Origin of the sequence: Oceaniovalibus sp. ACAM 378, from assembly GCF_008085915.1 — a bacterium.
Classification (GTDB): domain Bacteria; phylum Pseudomonadota; class Alphaproteobacteria; order Rhodobacterales; family Rhodobacteraceae; genus Oceaniglobus.
Window position 1 is genome coordinate 77,756 of record NZ_VSJK01000006.1, and the last position, 21,234, is coordinate 98,989.

20 protein-coding genes are annotated in these 21,234 nt (G+C 59.5%); 9 read left to right on the forward strand and 11 right to left on the reverse strand.

All coding sequences use genetic code 11. From position 1 onward, the window contains the following. Positions 1-102: 102 nt before the first annotated feature. The 3 genes from FQ320_RS09235 to FQ320_RS09245 all read right to left on the reverse strand — a co-directional run bounded on the left by FQ320_RS09235 (position 103) and on the right by FQ320_RS09245 (position 3,733). The gene (locus tag FQ320_RS09235; protein ID WP_148471483.1) at positions 103-606 is read right to left on the reverse strand and encodes a YbjN domain-containing protein; all 504 of its coding nucleotides are present in this window, start codon (positions 604-606) and stop codon (positions 103-105) included. Between the two features lie 461 nt (positions 607-1,067). Continuing rightward, positions 1,068-2,498, reverse strand: coding sequence for a UdgX family uracil-DNA binding protein (locus FQ320_RS09240; protein WP_148471885.1), 1,431 nt, complete (start codon positions 2,496-2,498; stop codon positions 1,068-1,070). After that, positions 2,498-3,733, reverse strand: a complete 1,236-nt coding sequence (locus tag FQ320_RS09245) for a putative DNA modification/repair radical SAM protein (RefSeq protein WP_148471485.1) — start codon at positions 3,731-3,733, stop codon at positions 2,498-2,500. Before FQ320_RS09245 ends, FQ320_RS09240 begins: the two co-directional genes overlap by 1 nt. A gap of 226 nt (positions 3,734-3,959) precedes the next feature. On the opposite strand from FQ320_RS09245, the gene FQ320_RS09250 reads away from it, so the two are divergent. Next, on the forward strand, positions 3,960-5,372 hold the full coding sequence (locus FQ320_RS09250) for a PAS domain S-box protein (protein ID WP_148471487.1): 1,413 nt from the start codon (positions 3,960-3,962) through the stop codon (positions 5,370-5,372). A gap of 172 nt (positions 5,373-5,544) precedes the next feature. Here the strand turns inward: FQ320_RS09250 and FQ320_RS09255 are convergent, their stop codons facing one another. Beyond that, the gene (locus FQ320_RS09255; protein WP_148471489.1) at positions 5,545-5,751 is read right to left on the reverse strand and encodes a cold-shock protein; all 207 of its coding nucleotides are present in this window, start codon (positions 5,749-5,751) and stop codon (positions 5,545-5,547) included. 566 nt (positions 5,752-6,317) lie between these two features. Between FQ320_RS09255 and dut the strand changes: the two genes are divergently transcribed. The 4 genes from dut (at position 6,318) to FQ320_RS09270 (ending at position 10,287) form a co-directional block, all read left to right on the forward strand. After that, on the forward strand, positions 6,318-6,773 hold the full coding sequence (gene dut / locus FQ320_RS09260; RefSeq protein ID WP_148471491.1) for a dUTP diphosphatase: 456 nt from the start codon (positions 6,318-6,320) through the stop codon (positions 6,771-6,773). Positions 6,774-6,905: 132 nt separating this feature from the next. Further along, on the forward strand, positions 6,906-7,064 hold the full coding sequence (locus FQ320_RS25630) for a hypothetical protein (RefSeq protein WP_187393843.1): 159 nt from the start codon (positions 6,906-6,908) through the stop codon (positions 7,062-7,064). After that, a complete protein-coding gene (locus FQ320_RS09265) occupies positions 7,064-8,149 on the forward strand; it encodes a HesA/MoeB/ThiF family protein (protein WP_148471493.1) in 1,086 nt (361 codons plus the stop codon). Before FQ320_RS25630 ends, FQ320_RS09265 begins: the two co-directional genes overlap by 1 nt. 80 nt (positions 8,150-8,229) lie before the next feature. Next, positions 8,230-10,287 (forward strand): M3 family metallopeptidase, encoded by a 2,058-nt coding sequence (locus tag FQ320_RS09270; RefSeq protein WP_255509440.1) that lies wholly within the window; start codon positions 8,230-8,232, stop codon positions 10,285-10,287. A gap of 130 nt (positions 10,288-10,417) precedes the next feature. Here FQ320_RS09270 and FQ320_RS09275 read toward each other — a convergent pair whose 3' ends face one another. Continuing rightward, positions 10,418-12,136 carry a bifunctional sulfate adenylyltransferase/adenylylsulfate kinase gene (locus tag FQ320_RS09275; RefSeq protein ID WP_148471495.1) on the reverse strand — a complete coding sequence of 573 codons (1,719 nt, stop codon included), beginning with the start codon at positions 12,134-12,136 and terminating at the stop codon, positions 10,418-10,420. Positions 12,137-12,338: 202 nt separating this feature from the next. Then, a complete protein-coding gene (trxB, locus tag FQ320_RS09280) occupies positions 12,339-13,289 on the reverse strand; it encodes a thioredoxin-disulfide reductase (RefSeq protein WP_148471497.1) in 951 nt (316 codons plus the stop codon). Positions 13,290-13,481: 192 nt separating this feature from the next. Here trxB and FQ320_RS09285 point away from each other — a divergent pair, with 192 nt between their 5' ends. After that, positions 13,482-13,982, forward strand: a complete 501-nt coding sequence (locus tag FQ320_RS09285) for an Lrp/AsnC family transcriptional regulator (protein WP_148471499.1) — start codon at positions 13,482-13,484, stop codon at positions 13,980-13,982. 56 nt (positions 13,983-14,038) lie between these two features. Here FQ320_RS09285 and FQ320_RS09290 read toward each other — a convergent pair whose 3' ends face one another. The 5 genes from FQ320_RS09290 to lgt all read right to left on the reverse strand — a co-directional run bounded on the left by FQ320_RS09290 (position 14,039) and on the right by lgt (position 18,202). Further along, the gene (locus tag FQ320_RS09290; protein WP_148471501.1) at positions 14,039-14,821 is read right to left on the reverse strand and encodes a Hint domain-containing protein; all 783 of its coding nucleotides are present in this window, start codon (positions 14,819-14,821) and stop codon (positions 14,039-14,041) included. Positions 14,822-15,104: 283 nt separating this feature from the next. Beyond that, positions 15,105-15,251, reverse strand: coding sequence for a hypothetical protein (locus FQ320_RS25635; RefSeq protein WP_187393844.1), 147 nt, complete (start codon positions 15,249-15,251; stop codon positions 15,105-15,107). Positions 15,252-15,484: 233 nt separating this feature from the next. Then, positions 15,485-16,243: a peptidoglycan editing factor PgeF gene (gene pgeF, locus FQ320_RS09295; RefSeq protein WP_148471503.1), complete on the reverse strand. Its 759-nt coding sequence runs from the start codon at positions 16,241-16,243 to the stop codon at positions 15,485-15,487. Continuing rightward, entirely contained in the window at positions 16,240-17,301 is a 1,062-nt protein-coding gene (locus FQ320_RS09300) for a class I SAM-dependent methyltransferase (protein ID WP_148471505.1), read from the reverse strand. Before FQ320_RS09300 ends, pgeF begins: the two co-directional genes overlap by 4 nt. A 10-nt stretch (positions 17,302-17,311) precedes the next feature. Continuing rightward, a complete protein-coding gene (gene lgt, locus FQ320_RS09305; RefSeq protein ID WP_148471507.1) occupies positions 17,312-18,202 on the reverse strand; it encodes a prolipoprotein diacylglyceryl transferase in 891 nt (296 codons plus the stop codon). A gap of 93 nt (positions 18,203-18,295) precedes the next feature. On the opposite strand from lgt, the gene FQ320_RS09310 reads away from it, so the two are divergent. The 3 genes from FQ320_RS09310 (at position 18,296) to FQ320_RS09320 (ending at position 21,103) form a co-directional block, all read left to right on the forward strand. Continuing rightward, positions 18,296-18,544, forward strand: coding sequence for an accessory factor UbiK family protein (locus tag FQ320_RS09310; RefSeq protein ID WP_148471508.1), 249 nt, complete (start codon positions 18,296-18,298; stop codon positions 18,542-18,544). A gap of 531 nt (positions 18,545-19,075) precedes the next feature. Beyond that, positions 19,076-19,534: an NUDIX hydrolase gene (locus FQ320_RS09315; RefSeq protein ID WP_148471510.1), complete on the forward strand. Its 459-nt coding sequence runs from the start codon at positions 19,076-19,078 to the stop codon at positions 19,532-19,534. Positions 19,535-19,618: 84 nt separating this feature from the next. Then, complete coding sequence (locus tag FQ320_RS09320; protein WP_148471512.1) at positions 19,619-21,103, forward strand: inorganic phosphate transporter; 1,485 nt, start codon at positions 19,619-19,621, stop codon at positions 21,101-21,103. Positions 21,104-21,234: the final 131 nt, after the last annotated feature.

The following is a 21,234-nucleotide window of genomic DNA, read 5'->3' on the forward strand; positions in this document are numbered from 1 at the left end:
AGGTTCCGGATTCAGGAGGTTCGTGCAGACGGAATGCCAACTTCGGCCGGAATCGTTAATTTTCGGTCAATAACCGTGCAGATATGCGGCGGATTTCAGCGATCACGCCCGGCCATAGGCCTCGGCGATGGCGATCTGCAGCGCATCCTCGGGGGCGCGGTCTGCCCAGGCGACAAGCTGAAACGCCGGATAAAACCGCTCGGCCGACGAAACAGCGGCCGAGATCATCCGGTCGATCTGTTCCGGTCCCGCGAACTGTCCGCCGGCCAGAACCAGACCATAGCGGTAAACCATCAGTTTCTGCGCCGCCCAGAAAGTGAATGCGCCGGCCCAGCAGTGATCGTTGGTGGCATTCAATACTTCATAGATCTGTGGCATTCTGTGCTCGGGCGGCTCCATCTCGAACGTGCAGATCAGGCGCAGCGTTTCGTCATGACCCGACCAGGCCAGCGTGATGGAATAGGTCCGCCATTGCCCTTCAACCGCCATGGCAATTTGATCTTCGCCGACGCGGTCGAATTCCCATGCCCGGTGCTCAGCAAGGTTTTCAACGATATCAATAGGATGAATATCCTCGAACTCAAGGAACTGCTCGGAAAACGACATCTGCGCCTCGTATTGTTATAGCCGTTTCCGGGGTTGTTCCCTCACCACGGCTTGGTGTCCTGCCCAAGTGCGGCGCTGACTGCGCGCCGTCTTACCACATATGGTGTAGCCTACGAGACTCGGTGTAAAGTACTTAATTGGGGATAACCGAATCGGGCGGTGGATAAGTCGTGTGGCGCAGTCGCGCAACGGTGGATTTCACGCCTTGGACAGCGGGTTTCGAATTGTCGGTTCATCACGGGAATTGCGAGCGCCGATTTTGAACTGGCGTTGAGTTTCGGTTCAATCTGTCCGTCTATCCTGCCATCGCTGTCGAGCGATCCCCTTCCGATCCGGCGAAACTCTTGCGGTGACGGCGCTCCCCTAGATTTGGATTCACAAACAGCAGCCTCTGCAATCAATCAAACCTCATGTCGTGACTGATCAGGGTGACACGCACCACGGTCCGCACTGAAAATGGTTTACTCCGGTTTCAGGCTCAATCGGTGTGCCAGCGCAAGATCCCGGCGCAGGTCATTGGCCGCCGCATGCCTTTCACCGGGATCGCGTATTCGCAAAATATAGGAGGGGTGAAAGGTCAGAACGAGCTGTGTGTCATCGGCCAATATCCGCGCTACGCCACGCCGCCCGGCCATGTCGCTGCAGTTTCCGGTAAGGGCCAGCGCGGCAGTTGCCCCCATTGCCAGAATGACTTTTGGCTTAACTGCCGCGCGTTCCGCATCCAGCCACCATTTGCAGTGCAGCACCTCGGATGTATTGGGGCGTTGATGAATGCGCCGACGCCCCTGTGGTTTGAATTTGAAATGTTTGACCGCGTTTGTCACATAGGCCTTTTCCCGGTCCAAGCCGGCCTCCTTTGCCAGTTGATCAAACAGTTTACCGGCTGGCCCGACAAACGGACGCCCTGCCAGATCCTCTTGATCACCGGGCTGTTCACCAACAATCATGAGAGCCGCGTCCGACGGGCCTTCGCCCAGCACCGCCTGCGTGGCGTTGCAATGAAGATCGCATCGGGTGCAGGCAGAAATTGCGGCGGTCAATTCATCCGGCGACCCCGACCAGACTGTGCCGAGCGTTGCGACGTGTTTAAGCACTTTGGCCGCCCGGAGTGGCGGAATGGTAGGCGCTGCCCGGTTCATTTCCTGCACGCGGGCCGGAGCATTTTCAATCATCTCGGGAATAGCTGCGGTTTCGGGCATGTTCTTCCAGTATTTCTTTGGCATTTCCGACTGCATTGCTTTCACCTTCAACCGGGCCGGGTTGAAGATATTTCGGAAATAGGTGGTCCAAAGCTGCTCGCTCGCGTCTTCCGGCAGGGGTGGTTTGGCCTGACCGGCGGCAAGAGTGATCTGGCCATTGATGAATGACGCACTGACATCCGGCGTAATGATCCGCCAATCCATGTCACCGAACCGACGCGCAAAAAACGGCGCAGTCGGCTCGACCGTGTGATGGGTCGGTTCAAACCAGGCGGCGAACGAGCGGCGGGCATCCCCCGGGGTGCCAACGTCGCGAAACCGCACGAAAGCCTTCATCTTGTGCTGGCAGCGGTGCACGTTCTTTTCCATCTGGCGCAGGGCTGCAAGATCGGCATCGGCGCGATCGCTCATCAGATGCGGCGTATCGCGCAGCCGCCACAGCACCCGGTAAAGCAGGGCGAACCGCGCCGGATCATTGTGCCATACGACCGCATTGGCCAAAGCGATAAACCCGCGCGGTACTGTCACAGCGGTTTCGCCCACGGCTGGTGGATCGGTATCCCACAGCCCCGGCGGCTCCGCCTCATCGCCCCATGTGACAGACTGCGGCGGCACATTCGCGCTGATCAGCGTGCGGGCGGCATCGCGCCACGCCAGCGCGGTACCGATAGACGGCATCGTCATGCGGTGTATCACAGCAGGCTCAATTGTTCCGGCGGTGGGGCGAAACGTGCGCGCAGTCCGGCGCTGTCTGTCAGGGCAGCGGGAGACCAGCCGGTCGCGGTAACAAACGCCCCGGCCTTTTTCATCGACACACCGATCCGGGTCAGATCCTCATACCGCAAAGAGCGATGCCGCCGGGTTGAAAGGATGCGATTGACGGTCTTCACCCCAAAGCCGGGAACGCGCAGCAACAACTCGCGGCTGGCCCTGTTGACGTCCAACGGGAACACCCCGCGATGCGCCAAAGCCCAGGCAAGCTTGGGATCGAAATCTAGTTCGAGATTTCCGTCGGGGGTAACGCCGGTGATCTCGTCCAGTTCAAAGCCATAGAACCTGAGAAGCCAGTCGGCCTGATACAACCTGTGCTCGCGCTGCAACGGGGGCCGGATCAGCGGCAGGTTCTTTGAACTGTCAGGGATCGGGGAAAAGGCCGAATAATAGACCCGTTTCAGACCATAGCTTGAATAGAGGCGCGTCGATTGGCCAAGGATCGTTGCATCGTTCGACGCATCCGCCCCGACGATGACCTGCGTCGACTGTCCTGCCGGCGCAAAGCGTGGCGGCTGTTTGCCGGTGTGGGACCTATCGGCGCTTTCCTGCTTGCGCAGCCGTACATAGGCCATTGCCTTGCGGATCTGCGCCGGATTTTTCTCGGGCGCGAGCTGGGTCACGGCGGCATCGGTTGGCAGCTCGACATTGATCGACAGCCGATCCGCCAGCAGCCCCGCCTCGGCGATAAGTTCCGGCGCGGCATCGGGAATTGTCTTCAGATGGATATAACCGCGAAAGTTTTCCTCGTGCCGCAACTTGCGGGCAATCTGCACCATATCCGACATCGTGACATCGGGTGAACGAATGATCCCAGAGGACAGGAACAGCCCTTCGATATAATTGCGTCGATAGAATTCGATGGTCAGCTTGACCACCTCATCAACCGTGAAGCGCGCCCGCTGAACGTTCGATGACACGCGATTTACGCAGTAAGCGCAGTCATAGATGCAGAAGTTGGTCATCAGGATTTTCAGCAAAGAGATGCAGCGACCGTCCGGCGCATAGGCATGGCAGATCCCGCTGCCCCCGTTGGACCCCAGCCCCTTGCCATCGCGCGAATCCCGTTTGGTCGATCCGGACGACGCGCAAGACGCATCGTATTTCGCCGCATCACTCAGGATGGCCAGTTTTGATTCTAGGGTTTGTGCACTCATATGTTCACTTTACGTTCCCACCTTCGAACCTGCAATAGATGTTGAGTTTTGCCTGACTGTTGAGGTGAAAGCTGCACGGGGCGATCATGGCGAAAGCCGCTGTTGTATAAGGGATTCTTGGGTCTTGATTGAAAAGTCGCATTGGGCTGATTTTTAAGCCATATTGGGATATATCGGGTATCGCTGTGGTGGCGGTTCCCGCGTGGTGGTTGTGCCAAGTTTTGGAGTGAAGACAATTTCAGAGGACTGCCAAGCACTGATCCACCGGTTTGATGTGTCCGGCTTCATGGATGCGATGCAGGATGAGGTTGCGATCCTTGACAGCAAGGGGGTCATCGTTGCGATCAACAAGGCATGGCGCAAGTTCTCTTCGGAAAACGGCGGCGACGTTATCCATTCTTTCGTAGGGACTAATTATCTGGACATTTGTCGAAGCGCGGAGGGCCCTTCCAGCGCTGAAGCCAAGATCATCCCCGACGGTTTTGAGCGGACATTCCGCACCGGCGAACAGTTTCGGTGCGAATATCCCTGCAACAGCCCGACGGTCAAACGATGGTTCGAGCTGACGGCAAACCGGCTTGTCACTGAAGGCGAGAGTTTTCTGCTGGTTCAGCATCGAAACATCACGACTCGTCATATCGAACGCACCGATATCGAGCAGGCCTATATCAATTCCAACGCGATGGTGGCGCTGATCGCAACGACCACCGACGCGATCGTGAGCTATGATCTGGACGGCAATATCATCACCTGGAACCGTGCAGCACAAAAGCTTTACGGCTATACCGAGGAAGAGGCGCTTGGTCAGTCGCTGGAACTGCTTTATCCTGACAACTGGCCGCTGCCTGTATCCCATTACCGGGATGAAACTATTGCCGGTCGGCTGGAAAATTTCGAGGCGACGCGCGTTGCAAAGGATGGAACGCAACGCGAAGTCTGGATCAGTTGTGCGCCGATTCGCAGCGCCGGCGGCGAGGTCGTTGCGATTTCAAACATCCATCGCGATGTTACCTCGGTCCGAAACGCGGAAAAGGCCCGCGACCTGATCGCACATGAAGTCATTCATCGCGCGAAGAACATGCTGAGCATTGTCATCGCAATCCAACGCCAAACTGCGCGCGTAGAAGGAACGGTCGAAGGCTTCAAACGCAGCTTCGAGGCGCGGATTCAGTCACTGTCTCACTCGACCGATCTTCTTGTCAAAACCGCTTGGACCAGCGTGTCCCTGACGGATCTGATCAACGGGCATCTCAAGCCTTTCGTCGATCCAGACGATGTAAGACATTCCCTCTCGGGGCCGCCCGTCAATCTCCAGCCACAGTGCGTGCAGGCCGTCGGCATGGCCTTTCACGAACTGGCGACAAACTCGGCGAAGTACGGTGCTCTTAAACAAGACGGGGCCGATATCGTGATTGCCTGGTCTGTTACACCGGACGATTCCCGTCCGATGCTCCTTCTGACATGGCGCGAAACCGGAATTTCGACCGGGCAAGAGACGGGGCGCAAAGGGTTTGGCAGCACCGTCCTGACATCTCTCGCGCCGTCGATGCTGGGTGCACAAACCGTTTTCGATATCAAGTCTGATGAGATTAGCTGGACGATCACGATACCCAGCGAACATTTCACCGTGCTGTCGTGAGGGGCCGGACCTGATTGGTTCAGGCGGGGGCGTTGGTGCAGATCTCGTCCCATGGGGATTCGTTTTGAGCACTTGCCGGACAAGATGCCAAAGATCGCTGTTCCAACGCCGGAAATAGGAAACGCGGCCCTTTGGTAAGGGCCGCGTTCCAAATCAGTCGTCAGTCCGTGGCTTAGACCAGGGACAGGTTCGTTGCCGACTCACGGCCATCACGGCCGGATTCGATGTCGAACGTTACTTTCTGGTCGTCGGCCAGAGTGGTGAGGTTCGAACGCTCAAGAGCGGAGATGTGTACGAACACATCGTTGCCGCCGCCATCGGGTGCAATGAAGCCGAAGCCTTTAGTTGCGTTGAACCATTTTACGGTGCCGTTAGCCATTGTAGTATCTCCAGTATTAGAATTGTCCGCATTATGCGACAACTTGGCGCGGTCGGTCTGTTCTGTATCGAGTGACTGAGCGCCGTATTTAAAGGAGACAGCGGTCGAAAAGAATAACGTTTGCGAGACTTATATAGATGGGTTCGTCGCGACATGCAATGCCCCGTCCAAACAACGGCGATCCGGTGCCGTGAGGGGCCTGCGTTGGCTGCGGCGAAGCGATACAGGCAGGCAGCGCAGATCACAACATCGGGCATCGACGGCCCGGCCAAATTCGATGCAGGCTTGGGCCATGATCCCGCTGATCGCGAGGTTTGATTGGCGACGGGCAGTCTGCGCCTTCGGTTCTCTCCGGCAAGGCGGTCTTGCGCGCTATGGAAGCGTTAGCCTCACAAGTGTGTGCCTTTCGGAAGCCACACTCATCACCGGGAGGTGGCGGCGGGGGCATCGGATCCCTTGGCGCAAATGCCTGGGCGCACGCGGGTACAAGTGCCTGATTCTTCAGCGTTGGTTGAAGCCGAGGGGGCAAGCACATATGACCAAAGGGTGGTCAACGGAGAGCAAGAATGCAAATCAAGGTTCTGGACAAGCGGCTGTTTGAGTGGGGTCTTCCCAGATATCAGACCGAAGGTGCGGCGGCGGTTGACCTGCACGCATGTATTGGCGAAATCATGCTTGTCGAAGCGCAGCAGCCCGCCCTGCTCGTGTCTTCTGGCATCGCAATCTCTTTTGGTGATCTTTCAGTTGCGGGGCTTGTTCTGCCAAGGTCAGGATTGGGGCACAAAAAGGGTCTTGTGCTGGGTAACACTGTCGGTTTGATCGACCCTGACTATTCCGGCGAGATCATGATCAGCGTCTGGAACCGGAATCCCCCGGGGTCATCGCCGGTCGAGATTCGCCCCGGAGAGCGAATCGGTCAGATGATCTTCGTTCCTGTTGTCCGCCCATCCTTTGAGATCGTCGATGATTTCACCCATCAAACGGCACGCGGTGCACGCGGGTTTGGCTCGACTGGCAGCTGAAAATACTATAGCGATTCATGAGAGCGGATCATTCCGGCATCTGAATGAATCCCCCGTAACAGATTGAAAATCATGAACCTTATTCATGCTTCCATCAAAAATACCGGCTATTCCGGCCCAATGAGCTGGTTCTTGACCAGTTCCGGCTCTGAACCATCCTCGGTCGTGCCCGGCGCTCAGATGGCGCGGATGATCATTGCGCCGCGCGTTCGCGCGGGTGCTCTCGCCTTTGCCGCTCTGAACAAAACCATCTGGGGTGCGGCCGGGTTGGGATCGCCCGGGTTGGTCTGATGGCAGGAATTCTGATTCTGGCGGCGGTGTTGTGGTTCGCCGGACGGTTTATCGGCGCGCCGATTGCGGTGCGACAGGCCGCGGTTGGTCTCCTGTTTGTGGCGGTGCTGGCGTTGACCGTGATGTTGCCCGAAGGCCATCCGCTGCGCGAGGCGACGGGCGGATCGGCAGGTGAATGGCTCGTGTTCGCGGGGCTGGTGGGGCTTGTCTGGGTCTATTTGTGGGGTCTGGGACAGTTGCGCAAGCGGGTCAGGCCAGAGAACAAGCCGGAAAACCGATCCGAGAACAAGGCCGGGATATCCGCGCCCGGCCAGTTCGCCGGGGCCGAATTGGAGCGATATGCCCGGCATATCATGTTGCGCGAAATCGGTGGGCCGGGGCAAAGGGCGTTGAAAAATGCCCGGGTGCTGGTGATCGGTGCCGGTGGACTTGGATCGCCAGCGCTGTTGTACCTGACGGCGGCGGGGGTCGGCACGATCGGGGTGATTGATGACGACACGGTCGAAGGGACAAACCTGCAACGACAGGTGATCCACACTGATGCCCGGATCGGCATGCCCAAGGTATTCTCGGCCGAAGTGGCGATGAAGGCGCTGAATCCCTGGACCGTCGTGCGCCCTTATCACCGCCGCCTGACAGATGAAATTGCCACCGAACTTTTCGCCGAATATGACATGGTGCTGGACGGAACCGACAATCTGGCCACCCGATATCTGGTAAATCGTGCGGCGGTGGCCTGTGGGATTCCGCTGATTTCGGGTGCGTTGAGCCAGTGGGAGGGGCAGGTGAGCGTGTTCCACCCGCCGCAGACGCCCTGTTACCAGTGCATCTTTGCCACGGCCCCCGCGCCGCATCTTGCGCCCAGTTGCGCCGAAGCCGGGGTGCTGGGGCCATTGCCGGGTATCATCGGCGCGATGATGGCAGCCGAGACGGTCAAAGAAATTACCGGAGCGGGGCAGGGGCTGCGCGGGCGTATGGCGATCCATGACGCGCTGTTCGGTGAAAGCCGCACAATCTCGATCGGTCCGCGAAAAGACTGCCCGGTTTGCGGCACGACCGCGTTGACCCCCTGCGAACCCGCTTGATTTCCGTGATTTTGCAATGACACTGGCAGGTCGCGGCTTGGGGCATTAGGTATTAGGCTCCCAAACACCGGAGCTAACCCGTGAACGAGACTGTGCCCGCAACCGAAACCCCCGCAACACCGCTTCTGTCCAACTGGACCGGGCCGTTTGGTCTGCCACCCTTTGGGCAGATCGCGGACGATCAGTTCGCGCCCGCCGTGGATGCCGCGCTGGCCGAGGCGCGTGCGGCCATCGCCGAGATCGCCGGTAATGCAGAAGACCCGACTTTTGCCAATACGATCGAGGCGCTTGAACTGGTAGATGGCAAGTTGTCCCGGGTTCTTGGAGTATTCTATACGCTTGCCGGGACCGACAGCACGCCGGCGCGAGAGGCATTGCAGCGCGACTTTTCGCCGATGCTGGCGGACTATGGCTCGGAAGTCGCGATGAATCCCGCACTGTTCGCGCGGATCGAGGCACTTTGGCTGAAGCGCGAAGAACTTGACCTGACCGACGAGCAGCAGCGCGTATTGTTTCTGACCCGCCGGTCCTTTGTCCGGCAGGGGGCGCAACTCGAGGGTTATGCCCGCGACCGCCTGACCGAGGTGAAATCGCGTCTGGCGGTGCTGGGCACCGATTTCACCCAGAATCTGCTCGAGGACGAACGGTCGTGGTTCATGCCGCTGGCCGAAGCCGATCTTGCCGGTCTGCCGGATTTCGTCATCGAAGCTGCCCGCGCGGCGGGCGAGGACAAGGGCTCGAAGGGGCCGGTGATCACCCTGTCACGTTCGCTGATCGTGCCGTTCCTGCAGTTTTCATCCGACCGCGATCTGCGCGAAGAGGCTTTTGCGGCCTGGACGTCACGGGGCGCGAACGGCGGTATGACCGACAACCGCGATATCGCCGCCGAGATCCTCAAGCTGCGCGAGGAACGCGCGATGCTTCTGGGGTACGACAGTTTTGCCGACTATAAACTGGAAACCGAAATGGCCGGGACACCCGCTGCGGTGCGTGAACTGCTGATGCAGGTCTGGGAACCGGCGCGGGCGGCGGCCGAGGCGGATTCGATCCGGTTGACGGCAATGATGCACAGCGATGGTGTAAACGGCGATCTGGAGCCCTGGGACTGGCGCTATTACAGCGAAAAACGTCGCAAGGCCGAACATGATCTGGATGAGGCGGAATTGAAGCCGTACCTGCAACTGGACCGGATGATCGAAGCCGCGTTCTCTTGTGCCAACCGGCTGTTCGGGCTGGAATTTGCGCCGCTGGACGTGCCGCTGCACCACCCGGACGCGCGGGCATGGGATGTGACGCGGAACGGCACACATATGGCGGTTTTCATTGCCGATTACTTTGCGCGGGGGGGCAAACGTTCCGGCGCATGGTGTTCTGCAATGCGCAGCCAGCAGAAATTGGCGGGTGACATCCGGCCCCATGTTCTGAACGTCTGTAATTTTGCGAAACCGCCGAAAGGGCAGCCCGCACTTTTGTCCTGGGACGATGCGCGGACGCTGTTTCACGAATTTGGCCATGCGTTGCACCAGATGCTGTCCGATGTGACCTATGAATCGATCTCGGGCACTTCGGTGGCGCGTGATTTCGTCGAGTTGCCAAGCCAGCTGTTCGAACACTGGCTGGAGGTGCCAGAGGTTCTGGCAGAGTTCGCCACCCATGTGGAGACGGGTGCGCCGATGCCGCAGGATATGCTGGAGCGCCTGTTGGCGGCGTCGACCTATGACATGGGATTCTCGACCGTGGAATATATCGCCTCGGCGCTGGTAGATCTGACGTTTCACGAGGGTGAGGCACCGTCCGATCCGATGGCGCGGCAGGAGGAAGAACTGGACGCGATCGGCATGCCCCGCGCCATCCGCATGCGCCATGCCACGCCCCATTTCGCCCATGTGTTCTCCGGTGACGGGTATTCTTCGGGATATTACAGCTACATGTGGTCGGAAGTGATGGATGCCGACGCTTTTGACGCGTTCCGCGAGGCAGGCGGCGCCTTTGATGCCGCGACCGCTCAAAAGCTGTATGATCACATCCTTTCGGCAGGCGGATCGCGGGATGAGGCCGAACTTTACACTGCATTTCGCGGCCGGATGCCCGGGGTTGAAGCTTTGTTGAAAGGCCGTGGGTTGCAACCAGCCGCCTGAAACATTGCGGCGGGGGAAACAAATTTTCTAAGAAAATTTGGCCTCCGGCGGGAGTATTTCTGCAAAGAAGAAACGAAAAGCGCCCCGGGATTGAACCCCGGGGCGCTTTTTTGTCAGTGTTGGGCAGTGATCAGGCGCTGAGACCGATCAGGCCCATCGCCTCGAGCTTGAGCAGGACCTGCTGAGCGCAATAGTCGACATCAGTTCCGACGGTTTCGATCCGGAGTTCTGGATTCTCCGGAACGTCATAGGGGTCGGAAATGCCCGTGAATTCCTTGATTTTGCCTTCGCGGGCCAGTTTGTACAGGCCCTTGCGGTCACGTTTTTCGCATTCTTCGATACTGGTCGCCACATGCACTTCGACGAAGGCGCCAAATGTTTCCACGTCCTCGCGCACCGCGCGGCGGGTGATCGAATAGGGGGCGATGGGCGCGCAGATGGCGATGCCGCCGTTCTTGGTGATTTCCGACGCGACATAGCCGATACGGCGGATGTTCAGGTCGCGGTGCTCCTTGGAGAACCCGAGTTCTGACGACAGGTTCTTTCTGACGATATCGCCGTCGAGCAGGGTGACCGGACGACCGCCCATTTCCATCAGCTTGACCATCAGGGCGTTGGCGATGGTGGATTTGCCCGACCCCGAAAAGCCGGTGAAGAATACGGTAAAGCCCTGTTTGGCGCGCGGCGGTCTGGTGCGGCGCAACTCTTTGACCACTTCGGGAAAGCTGAACCATTCTGGGATTTCCAGCCCCTCGGACAGACGACGGCGCAGTTCAGTGCCCGAAATGTTCAGGATCGTTACTTTGTCCTTGTCGTCAATCTCGTCGTTGGGTTCGTATTGGGCGCGTTCCTGCACATAGACCATGTGTTTGAAATCGACCATTTCGATGCCCATTTCCTCTTGATTCTCACGGAACAGATCCTGAGCGTCATAGGGGCCATAGAAATCGTCACCGGCGCTGTTTTTGCCGGGGCCGGCGTGATCGCGGCCGACGATAATGTGGGTGCAGCCATAGTTCTTGCGGATCAGCCCGTGCCAGACCGCCTCGCGCGGGCCGGCCATGCGCATGGCCAGCGGCAGCAGGCTCATCGTGGTGGTGGCCGACGGATATTTGTCAAGCACGGCCTCGTAACAGCGCACGCGGGTGAAATGGTCGACATCGCCCGGCTTGGTCATGCCGACAACCGGATGGATCAGCAGGTTGGCCTGTGCCTCTTTCGCGGCGCGGAACGTCAGCTCCTGGTGCGCGCGGTGCAGTGGATTGCGGGTCTGGAATGCCACGATGCGACGCCAGCCCATTTTGCGGAAATAGGCGCGCAATTCGTTCGGTGTGTCGCGACGGGCGCGGAAATCATAGTGGACCGGCTGCTGGATGCCGGTGATCGGGCCACCCAGATACACTTTGCCGGCGGTGTTGTGCAGGTAGTTGACCGAGGGGTGGGCGCTGTCGTCGGCACCAAACACCTTTTCCGCTTCCAGCACCTTGTTCGGCACCCATTTGTCGGTAACGGTCATGGTGGCGAGAATGACGCCTTCCTGATCGCGCAGCGCGATATCCTGACCGATTTCAACCGTGTCGGCATATTTTTCCGAGATGTCCAGATTGATCGGCATCGGCCACAACGCGCCGTTGCTCAGGCGCATTTTTTCGACGACGCCGTTGTAATCCGCCTCGCTCATGAAACCCTTGAGCGGGTTGAAACCACCGTTCATCAGCAGTTCGAGATCGCAGATCTGGCGTGGGGTCAAATCCCAGGATTGAAGATCGGCGGCGTCGGCCTTCATCTTTTGCGCGGAATCATAAGAAACATAGAGCTCCGGGATGGGAGCGAGATCTGGATTGTTCATAATGCCTACTCGGTCAGTTCAACGGATATGATATATAGACAGCGTCACGCGTCGCGCTTGCCCTAGCGCGATGGTTTGACCGTTGGCAAGCGTGTTAAGCGCGACAAATGGCGTTTGCGGCGAGAAAAACACTTGGTTTGGCGGTTTCCCGCGGTGTTTGCTGAAATCGGCAGGCGGTTATGCGAAGAGTGCAACGCTGGTTCTAGGGGGTAACCAATTGTTCCGCCAGGAACCGCTCGGCCTCAAGCGCGGCCATGCATCCCAAACCGGCGCTTGTCACCGCCTGGCGATAGACATGATCGGTCAGATCGCCTGCTGCGAAAACCCCGAGGATTGATGTTGCGGTGCTGTCGGGTTTGGTCACCACATAGCCGCCGTGCTGGGTTGTAAGCTGATCTTTCACCAGTTCGGACGCCGGTGAGTGGCCGATGGCGACGAAGAAACCCTTGCACGGAATCTCGGTGATCACGCCGGTTTTAACATGCTTTGCGCGCACGCCGGTCACGCCAAGCGGCTGATCTGTGCCGACAACCTCGTCGATTTCGTGGTCCCACAGAATTTCGATCTTCGGGTTCTCGAACAACCGGTGCTGAAGGATCTTTTCGGCCCGAAGCTCGTCACGCCGGTGAACCAGTGTCACCTTGGAGGCGAAATTTGTCAGGAACAGCGCTTCTTCGACCGCGGTGTTGCCTCCGCCGGCCACCACGACCTCGGCTCCGCGGTAAAAGAAACCATCGCATGTGGCACAGGCCGAGACGCCGAACCCCTTGTAGATCTCTTCGCTGGGCAGGCCGAGCCATTTCGCCTGGGCACCCGTGGCGAGGATCAGTGTTTCGGCGTGATATGTAACACCGCTGTCGGTTTCAGCGACAAAGGGGCGGCTGGAAAGATCGACGGACGACACGTGGTCCGAGATGATTTCGGCCCCGGTTTGTCTGGCGTGTTCTTCCATCTTTACCATCAGATCCGGGCCCATGATCGACGCTTCGCCGGGCCAATTCTCGACATCGGTGGTGATGGTCAATTGTCCGCCGGGCTGGATGCCTTGCAACAGGACCGGATTCAGCATCGCCCGGGCGGCATAGACAGCGGCGGTATAACCCGCAGGGCCGGAGCCGATGATCAGGACCTTGACGTGACGCGGTGTTGACATGATGACCCTCGAAACCTTGTTGTAATTTGCTGATATAGTCGGGCCGGACGGCGGGCGGAACCCCTTGCGGACCGCTTTGCTGTTTGATTGCAAGGCGCGGCGAAGCGGGTTAAGGAAGTTGCGCAGCATCGTAACAATATTGCGTTGTATGATTGAGTTGCACAAGAATTGCCAAGAAATGCAGGAGCATCCATGTCCGGCCACAAACTCGACTCGATAGATCGCAGGATATTGGCCGAACTTCAGGCAGATGGCCGGATGACCAATGTGGAACTGGCGAGACGTGTCGGGATATCGGCGCCGCCCTGTCTGCGCCGTGTGCGGACATTGGAAGAGTCCGGGTATATCCTTGGTTATCACGCTTCGGTGGACGCCCGCTCGTTGGGGTTCGAGGTGCGGGTATTTGCCATGGTCGGGCTGCAATCCCAGGCCGAGGCGGATCTTTCGGCGTTTGAAAACCGGTGCCGCGAATGGCCGCTGGTGCGTGAGTGCCACATGCTGAACGGCGAGGTGGATTTTATCCTGAAATGCGTCGCGCCGGACCTTTCGACCTTTCAATCGTTCCTGACCGAACAGCTGACTGCGGCGGCCAATGTCGCCAGCGTCAAGACGTCACTGGTGATCCGTGGTGCCAAGGACGAACCGGGTGTTCCCTTCGACGTTCTGGAACAGAGGCTGACGCGAGAGGCCTGATTGCCCCGCGCGGTGTCGGTTCGACCGGCGGGGTTAGGGGCCGATATGCGGCGATGTCACGCCGCATGAACACTGTCGCGCGAATCGTCTGCAATCCGCGGATGACACAATGGTCCAAAATCGCCCGAATGCCGGATATGCGGAAACATCGATAGCCAGGTTTTCATCAGCCCGGGGTCAATCCGGTTTGAATTGACCGGGCCGGGGTGCATGCTTTCGACCTCGACACCGTTGGCAACAAAGGTCCGATGGCTGAGAAATCCAATATGATAGACCTGCACGGCCGAAACGGGGGTGATTTCGATCACACTCATCCCGTCGGCCTTGGGCGCGATCGGCTCTAGGATGGCCGCGCATCCGTGCTGGCTGCGCACGGCGGGACTGCGGTTCAGCAGGCGTGCACCGGGGCCAAGCAGCAAATCGGGCATCGGGCGGTTCAGACCAAAGGCGTCGGTTGTGACACGATACAGGCGCAGGGGTGAAATTCCCTGTGCAGGGCTGTCGGGAACGATGGTCATCATTCCAACCCAAACCAGCGGCGCCATCCCCGAGGTCGTTTCAACCAGCGCTCCGGGCAGTAGATCCTCGATCGCGACAGGGCCCTGCGCGGTGGGAATCAGCGTTCCGCGCCCAAGGGCCGAAAACGCAGCTTCGAAAAGTGGCATGGCCGGAGCAAGCCGGACGAAATCGTCGTGCCGGCCCGACCGGTCGATCCATTGCACGGCAAAACTGCGGGCGGGCCGGGGTTCCCTGCGCGGAACGGAGCGGTGGCGCACGGTCCATTGGTTGGAGGCGGGCGCCGGGATCGCGCCAGTCAGCGCGTGGCGGGGATATGTCATGCAAGCAGCCTTTCGGTCTGTCCGCACTGCATCGTCCCCCACCGATTTGGTGAGGGTCCGATTTCATCGTCGATGGCGCGGATAAAGTCAAAGAAACCGTCGATATCGGCAGTTCAGCCGGAAAATGCGGGGCGTTGGTGTAAATAGTCTTTGGTCGGGCGGTGAAACGGCCAGTTTTCGCGGGTCAATGTTTCGCTTGCCTGTCCGTTGCGTGTCAGGACGCGGCGCGTGTTGCCAAGCGGCGGATGAAATTCCGCCGGGCAATCCGGCACGGATCGGAGTCTCACGCTGTGGCGGTCGTCCGCGACTCCATCAGACCGGCGATCCTTGACGTGGCGACGGCGACCTTACGGGCCTGCCATGGCATCTTCGGCTGCGGCTTTCTGGTTTCTTCCAGAGCGCTTGCGATCCAGCGTCGCTTGATTGCCATGTCCGTGTTCCTTGATCTGGTCCCGGCTCTTTCGAGGGGCGGTATGTTTGCCGATGGCCCTTTGTCGCCTTGGAATGGGGCCTAAAATGGGCAGATCAGGGGTAAGATCCCGTCATTTCGGGGGCATTGCCGGCAGATTGTGGAGGGAAGTGCCGCAATGAATTGTGGAGCAGGGTGGCTGTCGTCCACACATCGGCAGTCACACAACAACAAGGCTCGCAGATGTCGTGCAGCTATAGCCGAATTGTCGAAATCAACCGGCCATAGTCGGCTTCGCACAGGTGAACCGAACGACGATACGAGTAAAACCTGTCGGGATCGGCATAGGTGCAGTTGCGGGTCCATTCGGGCCGGTCGATCCCGGCACGTCGCAGGAGGAACAGACCGAAACCGGGCAGATCAAAGTGAAGGCGGTCGCCCTCGCCACCTGCAAAGAACCGCGCGTATTCAGGGTCTTCGCCGACGACAATGTCCAGAAACTCGGGGCCTACCTCATAGTTGCGTTGACTGATCGAGGGGCCGATGACCGCTGCTATATGTTCGCGTCGTGCGCCCAGTTCGATCATCGCATCGATCGTGTTCTCAAGCACGCCGGACAAGGCGCCTTTCCATCCGGCATGGGCGCCGCCGATCACGCCGGCCTCGGAATCGGCAAAAAGTATCGGCTGACAATCGGCGGTCAGGATACCCAAGGCCAGACCCGGCGTCGCGGTGACCATGGCATCTGCTTTGGGCGCGGCACCCTCAAACGGTGCATTCACGTGAACCACCTTTGCCGAATGTACCTGGTTCACGCTGAGCAGGGCGATGGGCGGAATATCCATGGCATCCGCCACGCGTGCACGGTTGATCGCGACGACATCGGCCTGATCGCTGCTGCCCCGGCCGCAATTCAACCCGTGAAATACGCCCGAAGATGCCCCGCCGCGGCGGGTGAAAAACCCGTGCCGCAAGGGGGTAAGGCGGTCTGCCGTGATAATTTCGATTGTCATTCACCTGTTCCCGGCGGTGGTGGCCCGTCATCATGCAGAGCCAGCACCTTGAACAATTGTCCCATTTCTTCGGGGGCGGTCAACCGCCTATGCGCGGCGGCGACGTGAGGCGCGGCTTTTGAGAGGGCGCGGGCGCGGGCGGTGATCCCCAAACGCTCAAGAAATTCGCCCTGCGGGGTCAGCGGCGCGGCGGCACAACCGGCGGCCCGGGCAAGCGGCCCAAAAGCAACATGGGCCGTCAGATCGGATTCGCCGGGCCGGGTCAGAACCGCGACCTTTTGATTGGCGCGGATCGCCTGCAACGTGTCGCCCAGCGACTCGGCGCTGCCATAGTCGATGAACAGCGCCACGCCACCCTGCTCCGCGATGCGCATGCCTGCATGGGCGACAAGCGCTGTGGCCGGAGTACAGGTTTCGACCATATCGCCGTCTTGCGTATCGTTCAGGCGGTCAGAGAGGGCAAGCGGCGCCATCGGCTCGGTCAGTCCGAAGGTGAGCCGCCCTGTCTCGGCCTTGTCCGACAACCCCACCACCCGCTCGCGCCAACCCGCACCGTCGCGCAGGAATTGGCGCACCGGCAGCGCGTCCAGAAATTCGTTGGCCACCAGAAACAGCGGCAGGTCGGGCAGGTCGCTCAGGTTATCGCACCAATGCGGCGCGTATCCGGCCAAAGCCGTGCCCTGCGCGGCGCGCAAGACGGGCGACAGCTCAACCAGCCACAGACGCATCGCCGCGTGAAACCCCGGAACGCTGCGGGTGGCGCGCAGCACGTCCGCCATCAAGGTGCCGCGCCCCGGGCCTGCCTCGGCCAGCACAAAGGGCGATGGGGCGCCACGATCCAGCCAAGCCTGCGCCAGCGACAGCCCAACCAGTTCGCCGAACATCTGGCTGATCTCGGGAGCGGTGGTGAAATCGCGGCCGAGCGGATCGCGCGTGGTGTAATACCCGTGTTGCGGGTGCAGCAGGCAGGCGGTCATGTATTCCGCGACGTTCAGCGGGCCCTGCGCGGCGATCTGGCGGATCAGCAGGCGCTCCAGCGGAGTCTGCGTGTCACTCATGTCACTGGCGTCACGCAGGGGTGCTGCGACGCGGCCACAGGATCAGCGCCAGACCCAGCAGCACCATAGGCAAGGAGAGAAGTTGCCCCATCGACAGGCCCGCATCGCCGAACTGCACCACATATCCCATTGGATTGGCTGCGGTGATGAACTGCGCATCGGCCTGACGGAACAGTTCGATAAAGCTGCGCGACAGACCATAGCCGACAAGGAACATCCCGGTTATCGCGCCGGGCCGTTTCAGCCATCCCATGCGATAGACAAGGAAGATCAGCAGCGCACCCAGCACCAGCCCCTCAAGCCCCGCCTCGTAAAGTTGCGAGGGGTGGCGGGCGCAATCGCCCACAATTCCCGGGCAATCCTGCGCCCGGTCGCCGGGAAATACCACCGCCCAAGGGGCATCCGAAGGCCGGCCCCACAGTTCGCCATTGATAAAGTTCGCCGCCCGTCCCAGCAACAGCCCCGGTGGCGTACACAGCGCCATCAGATCGCCCAGACTCAGCAACGGCACCTTGTTGCGCCAGGCAAAGATCAGCCCGCCCAGCGTGACACCGATCATCCCGCCGTGAAACGACATTCCGCCCTGCCAGACGGCCAGGATCTCGCCGGGATTTGCCAGGTAATAGGCGGGCTGATAAAACAGCACAAAACCCAGCCGCCCGCCCAGGATGATCCCCAGAATAACGCTGGTGATCAGCTCCTCAACCTGCCCGGGCTGCATCGGCGCACGGTTGCCGGGCCAAAGGGCATCCCGGCGCACAGTCAGCACGGCAAGCCGCCAGCCCAGAAGGATCCCGGCGATATAGGCCAGTGCATACCAGCGCAGGGCAAAGGTGAACCCGCCGATCTCGATGGAGAACAGCGCGGGGTCGATGTCGGGGAACGGGAGGATCATTTGCATGGCGGCAGAGACACATCGCAATCAAGGTAAAGTCAACCTTGAGAATCGTCGCTACCGGGACCATATGACCCTCAGACACAAAGGGAGCCCCCAATGCAGACCCGCAACAAGATTTTTGACGACATTTCACAACTGATGACCAATGCGATGGGTGTCGCACAGGGTGCACGGACCGAAGCCGAGACGGCGATGAAATCGCTGGTTGACCGCTGGCTGGCCGACCGTGATTTCGTCACACGTGAAGAATTCGATGCCGTGCGCGCCATGGCGCAGAAGGCCCGTGAAGAAAACGACGCGCTGAAGGCGCGGCTGGACGCGATGGACGGCACCACCAAAGGCTGACCCGTCCAAACCGGCTGCCGCTTTTCGAACCGGCGGCCGGACGGGACAATCCGCGACGTGGCGCGCGGGATGTTTTGCGAACCGGCGCAACACCGCCAAGTTCTCTGACAGATGTCGGAGGGCTGTTCTGGATACTCAAGGCCCCAGCAAGCCGCCAAGTCGGTTGCTGGCTCAGGCGGTCCCATTGACCGATGGATGGTGGGACAGGATCAAGTCGTCGGGCCGCGCCTTCAATCTGCGGCGGTCCTACCCACATTCATGGCATTGTTCACCGCAATTTTGGATTTGATCGTTCAACGCTGCGACTTTGTCGCGGTTGTCATGCGTTTTGCAAACCGGTTGATGAGGGTGATTCCGTAAATCCGGCGTGGCTTTGCCGGAATGTCGGATTTCAACACCTCCAGCCAAAACCTGGGCGTGAATTGCCCGACCAAAATCACCAACACCCTGTGCCACGCGGCAAATTTGTAATTTTTGCGTCCCGTGCCATATTGGAATCAATAAGCAAAAACAAAATTGAGTGGTTTCAACATGAATTTTGCCCTTCAAAGGGTCTGGGACTCGTTTCTGGGGCTGCTTTTGCAGCGCCCCAAAAAGTTGCAGGTCGCCGCACTGTGTCATCGCGGCGAGGGGGACAGCAGAGAGTATCTGCTTGTCACCAGCCGGAACACCGGACGCTGGATCATTCCCAAAGGATGGCCGATCCGGGGGCTCAAATCCAACGAAACCGCATTGCAAGAGGCCTGGGAGGAAGCCGGGGTCAGGGACAGTCAGGCCTCGAGCGATCCCGTCGGCACCTATACCTATCAGAAAAGCCAGTCGTTTGGATGGGCGATTCCGGTGGAAACTCTGGTCTATTCAGTCGCGGTTGAAGATCTGTCGGCAGACTTTCCAGAGGCTCATGAACGGACCCGCAAATGGGTCACGGCAGAGGCTGCCGCCGAGATGGTGGAAGAAACCGAGTTGAAGTCGATCTTCCGCAGCCAGTAGATAGTTCCCTGCGTCCGAAAATGTGCTGTTGATCTTACCGCCTCCGGGAGGGTAGTCATCTGACCCAACCTGGGACGGAACATCATGACACAAGAAAGTGGCGATCCGCGCCATCTTGAGACACTGGATCGCGATCTAGCGCGTTACTCCGCTCTTGAGATGGCGACAAGTTATGTGGCGCGCCCGATGGTGGGGCCCGGCATCGGGCTGGTCTTTATCCTGCTGGCCGGCATCAGTGCGATGTTGTTTTTCGGAGATCCGAGCAACTCGTTGATCGTGGTCATCGCAGCCTCGCTTGGTGCCTATATGGCATTGAACATCGGGGCGAATGACGTTGCCAACAATATGGGCCCCGCGGTGGGGGCCAATGCGCTGTCCATGGGCGGGGCCATCGCCATCGCAGTGGTGTTCGAAAGCGCGGGCGCATTGATTGCAGGCGGTGACGTCGTGTCGACCATCGCCAAGGGTATCATCGCTCCCGAAAGCATGGGCACCTCATCGGTCTTTATCTGGGCGATGATGGCGGCGCTTTTGTCAGCGGCCCTTTGGGTCAACCTTGCGACCTGGATCGGGGCGCCGGTATCGACCACCCACTCCGTTGTCGGCGGGGTCATGGGGGCAGGAATCGCGGCGGCCGGAATTTCGGCCGTGAATTGGCCAACGATGGGCGGCATCGCGGCCAGTTGGGTCATCTCGCCCGTTCTTGGCGGCGCTATTGCGGCGTTGTTCCTGTGGCTTATCAAATCGCGGATCATCTATCGCGATGACAAGATTGCAGCGGCACGCCGGTGGGTGCCCGTTCTGGTTGGCATCATGGCCGGTGCATTTTCATCCTATTTGTCCCTGAAGGGGCTGAAACAGATCATCCAGATCGAGATGCAGACCGCCCTGTTGATCGGTGCAGGCACGGGCATCCTTGTCTGGCTTGTGATGATTCCCGTCATCCGCAAACAATCCCACGGGCTGGAAAATCGCAACAAATCGTTGAAAGTGTTGTTCGGCATTCCTCTTGTTGTGTCGGCTGCCTTGCTCAGCTTTGCCCATGGGGCCAATGATGTGGCCAATGCCGTGGCGCCGCTGGCTGCCATTGTGCAGGCGTCGCAGTCCGACAGTTTTACAGACGCGGTAAGCATTCCGTTCTGGGTCATGGTGATCGGCGCGTTCGGCATCTCGTTTGGCCTGTTCCTGTTCGGTCCCAAGCTGATCCGCATGGTCGGTGGCAAGATCACCAAGCTGAACCCGATGCGCGCTTATTGTGTCGCCCTGTCGGCGGCAATCACGGTTATTGTCGCCAGTTGGCTGGGCCTGCCGGTCAGTTCGACCCATATCGCGGTTGGCGGAGTGTTCGGGGTCGGATTCTTTCGCGAGTGGGACGCCGAGCGGCGGATTCGCAAATCGCGCCTGACGATGCCGGATGACGCCTCTTACGCCCCAGAGGAAAGGCGGCGGCGCAAACTGGTTCGGCGGTCGCATTTCATGACGATCATTGCGGCATGGATCATCACCGTGCCCGCCGCCGCGAGCCTCTCGGCCATCATATTTCTTTCGATCAACGCCGCGTTGGGCTGACCGGCGTTCAGGCTTGAACCGCCAGCGCTGCTTGCCACGCGCGCTCGCCCCTGCATGTGGTGACAGGGAGCGAGCGCGCGAAACGGCTCCGAATTTCAAATTTTGCAAATGTATCCGCATGGCGTGCGGCC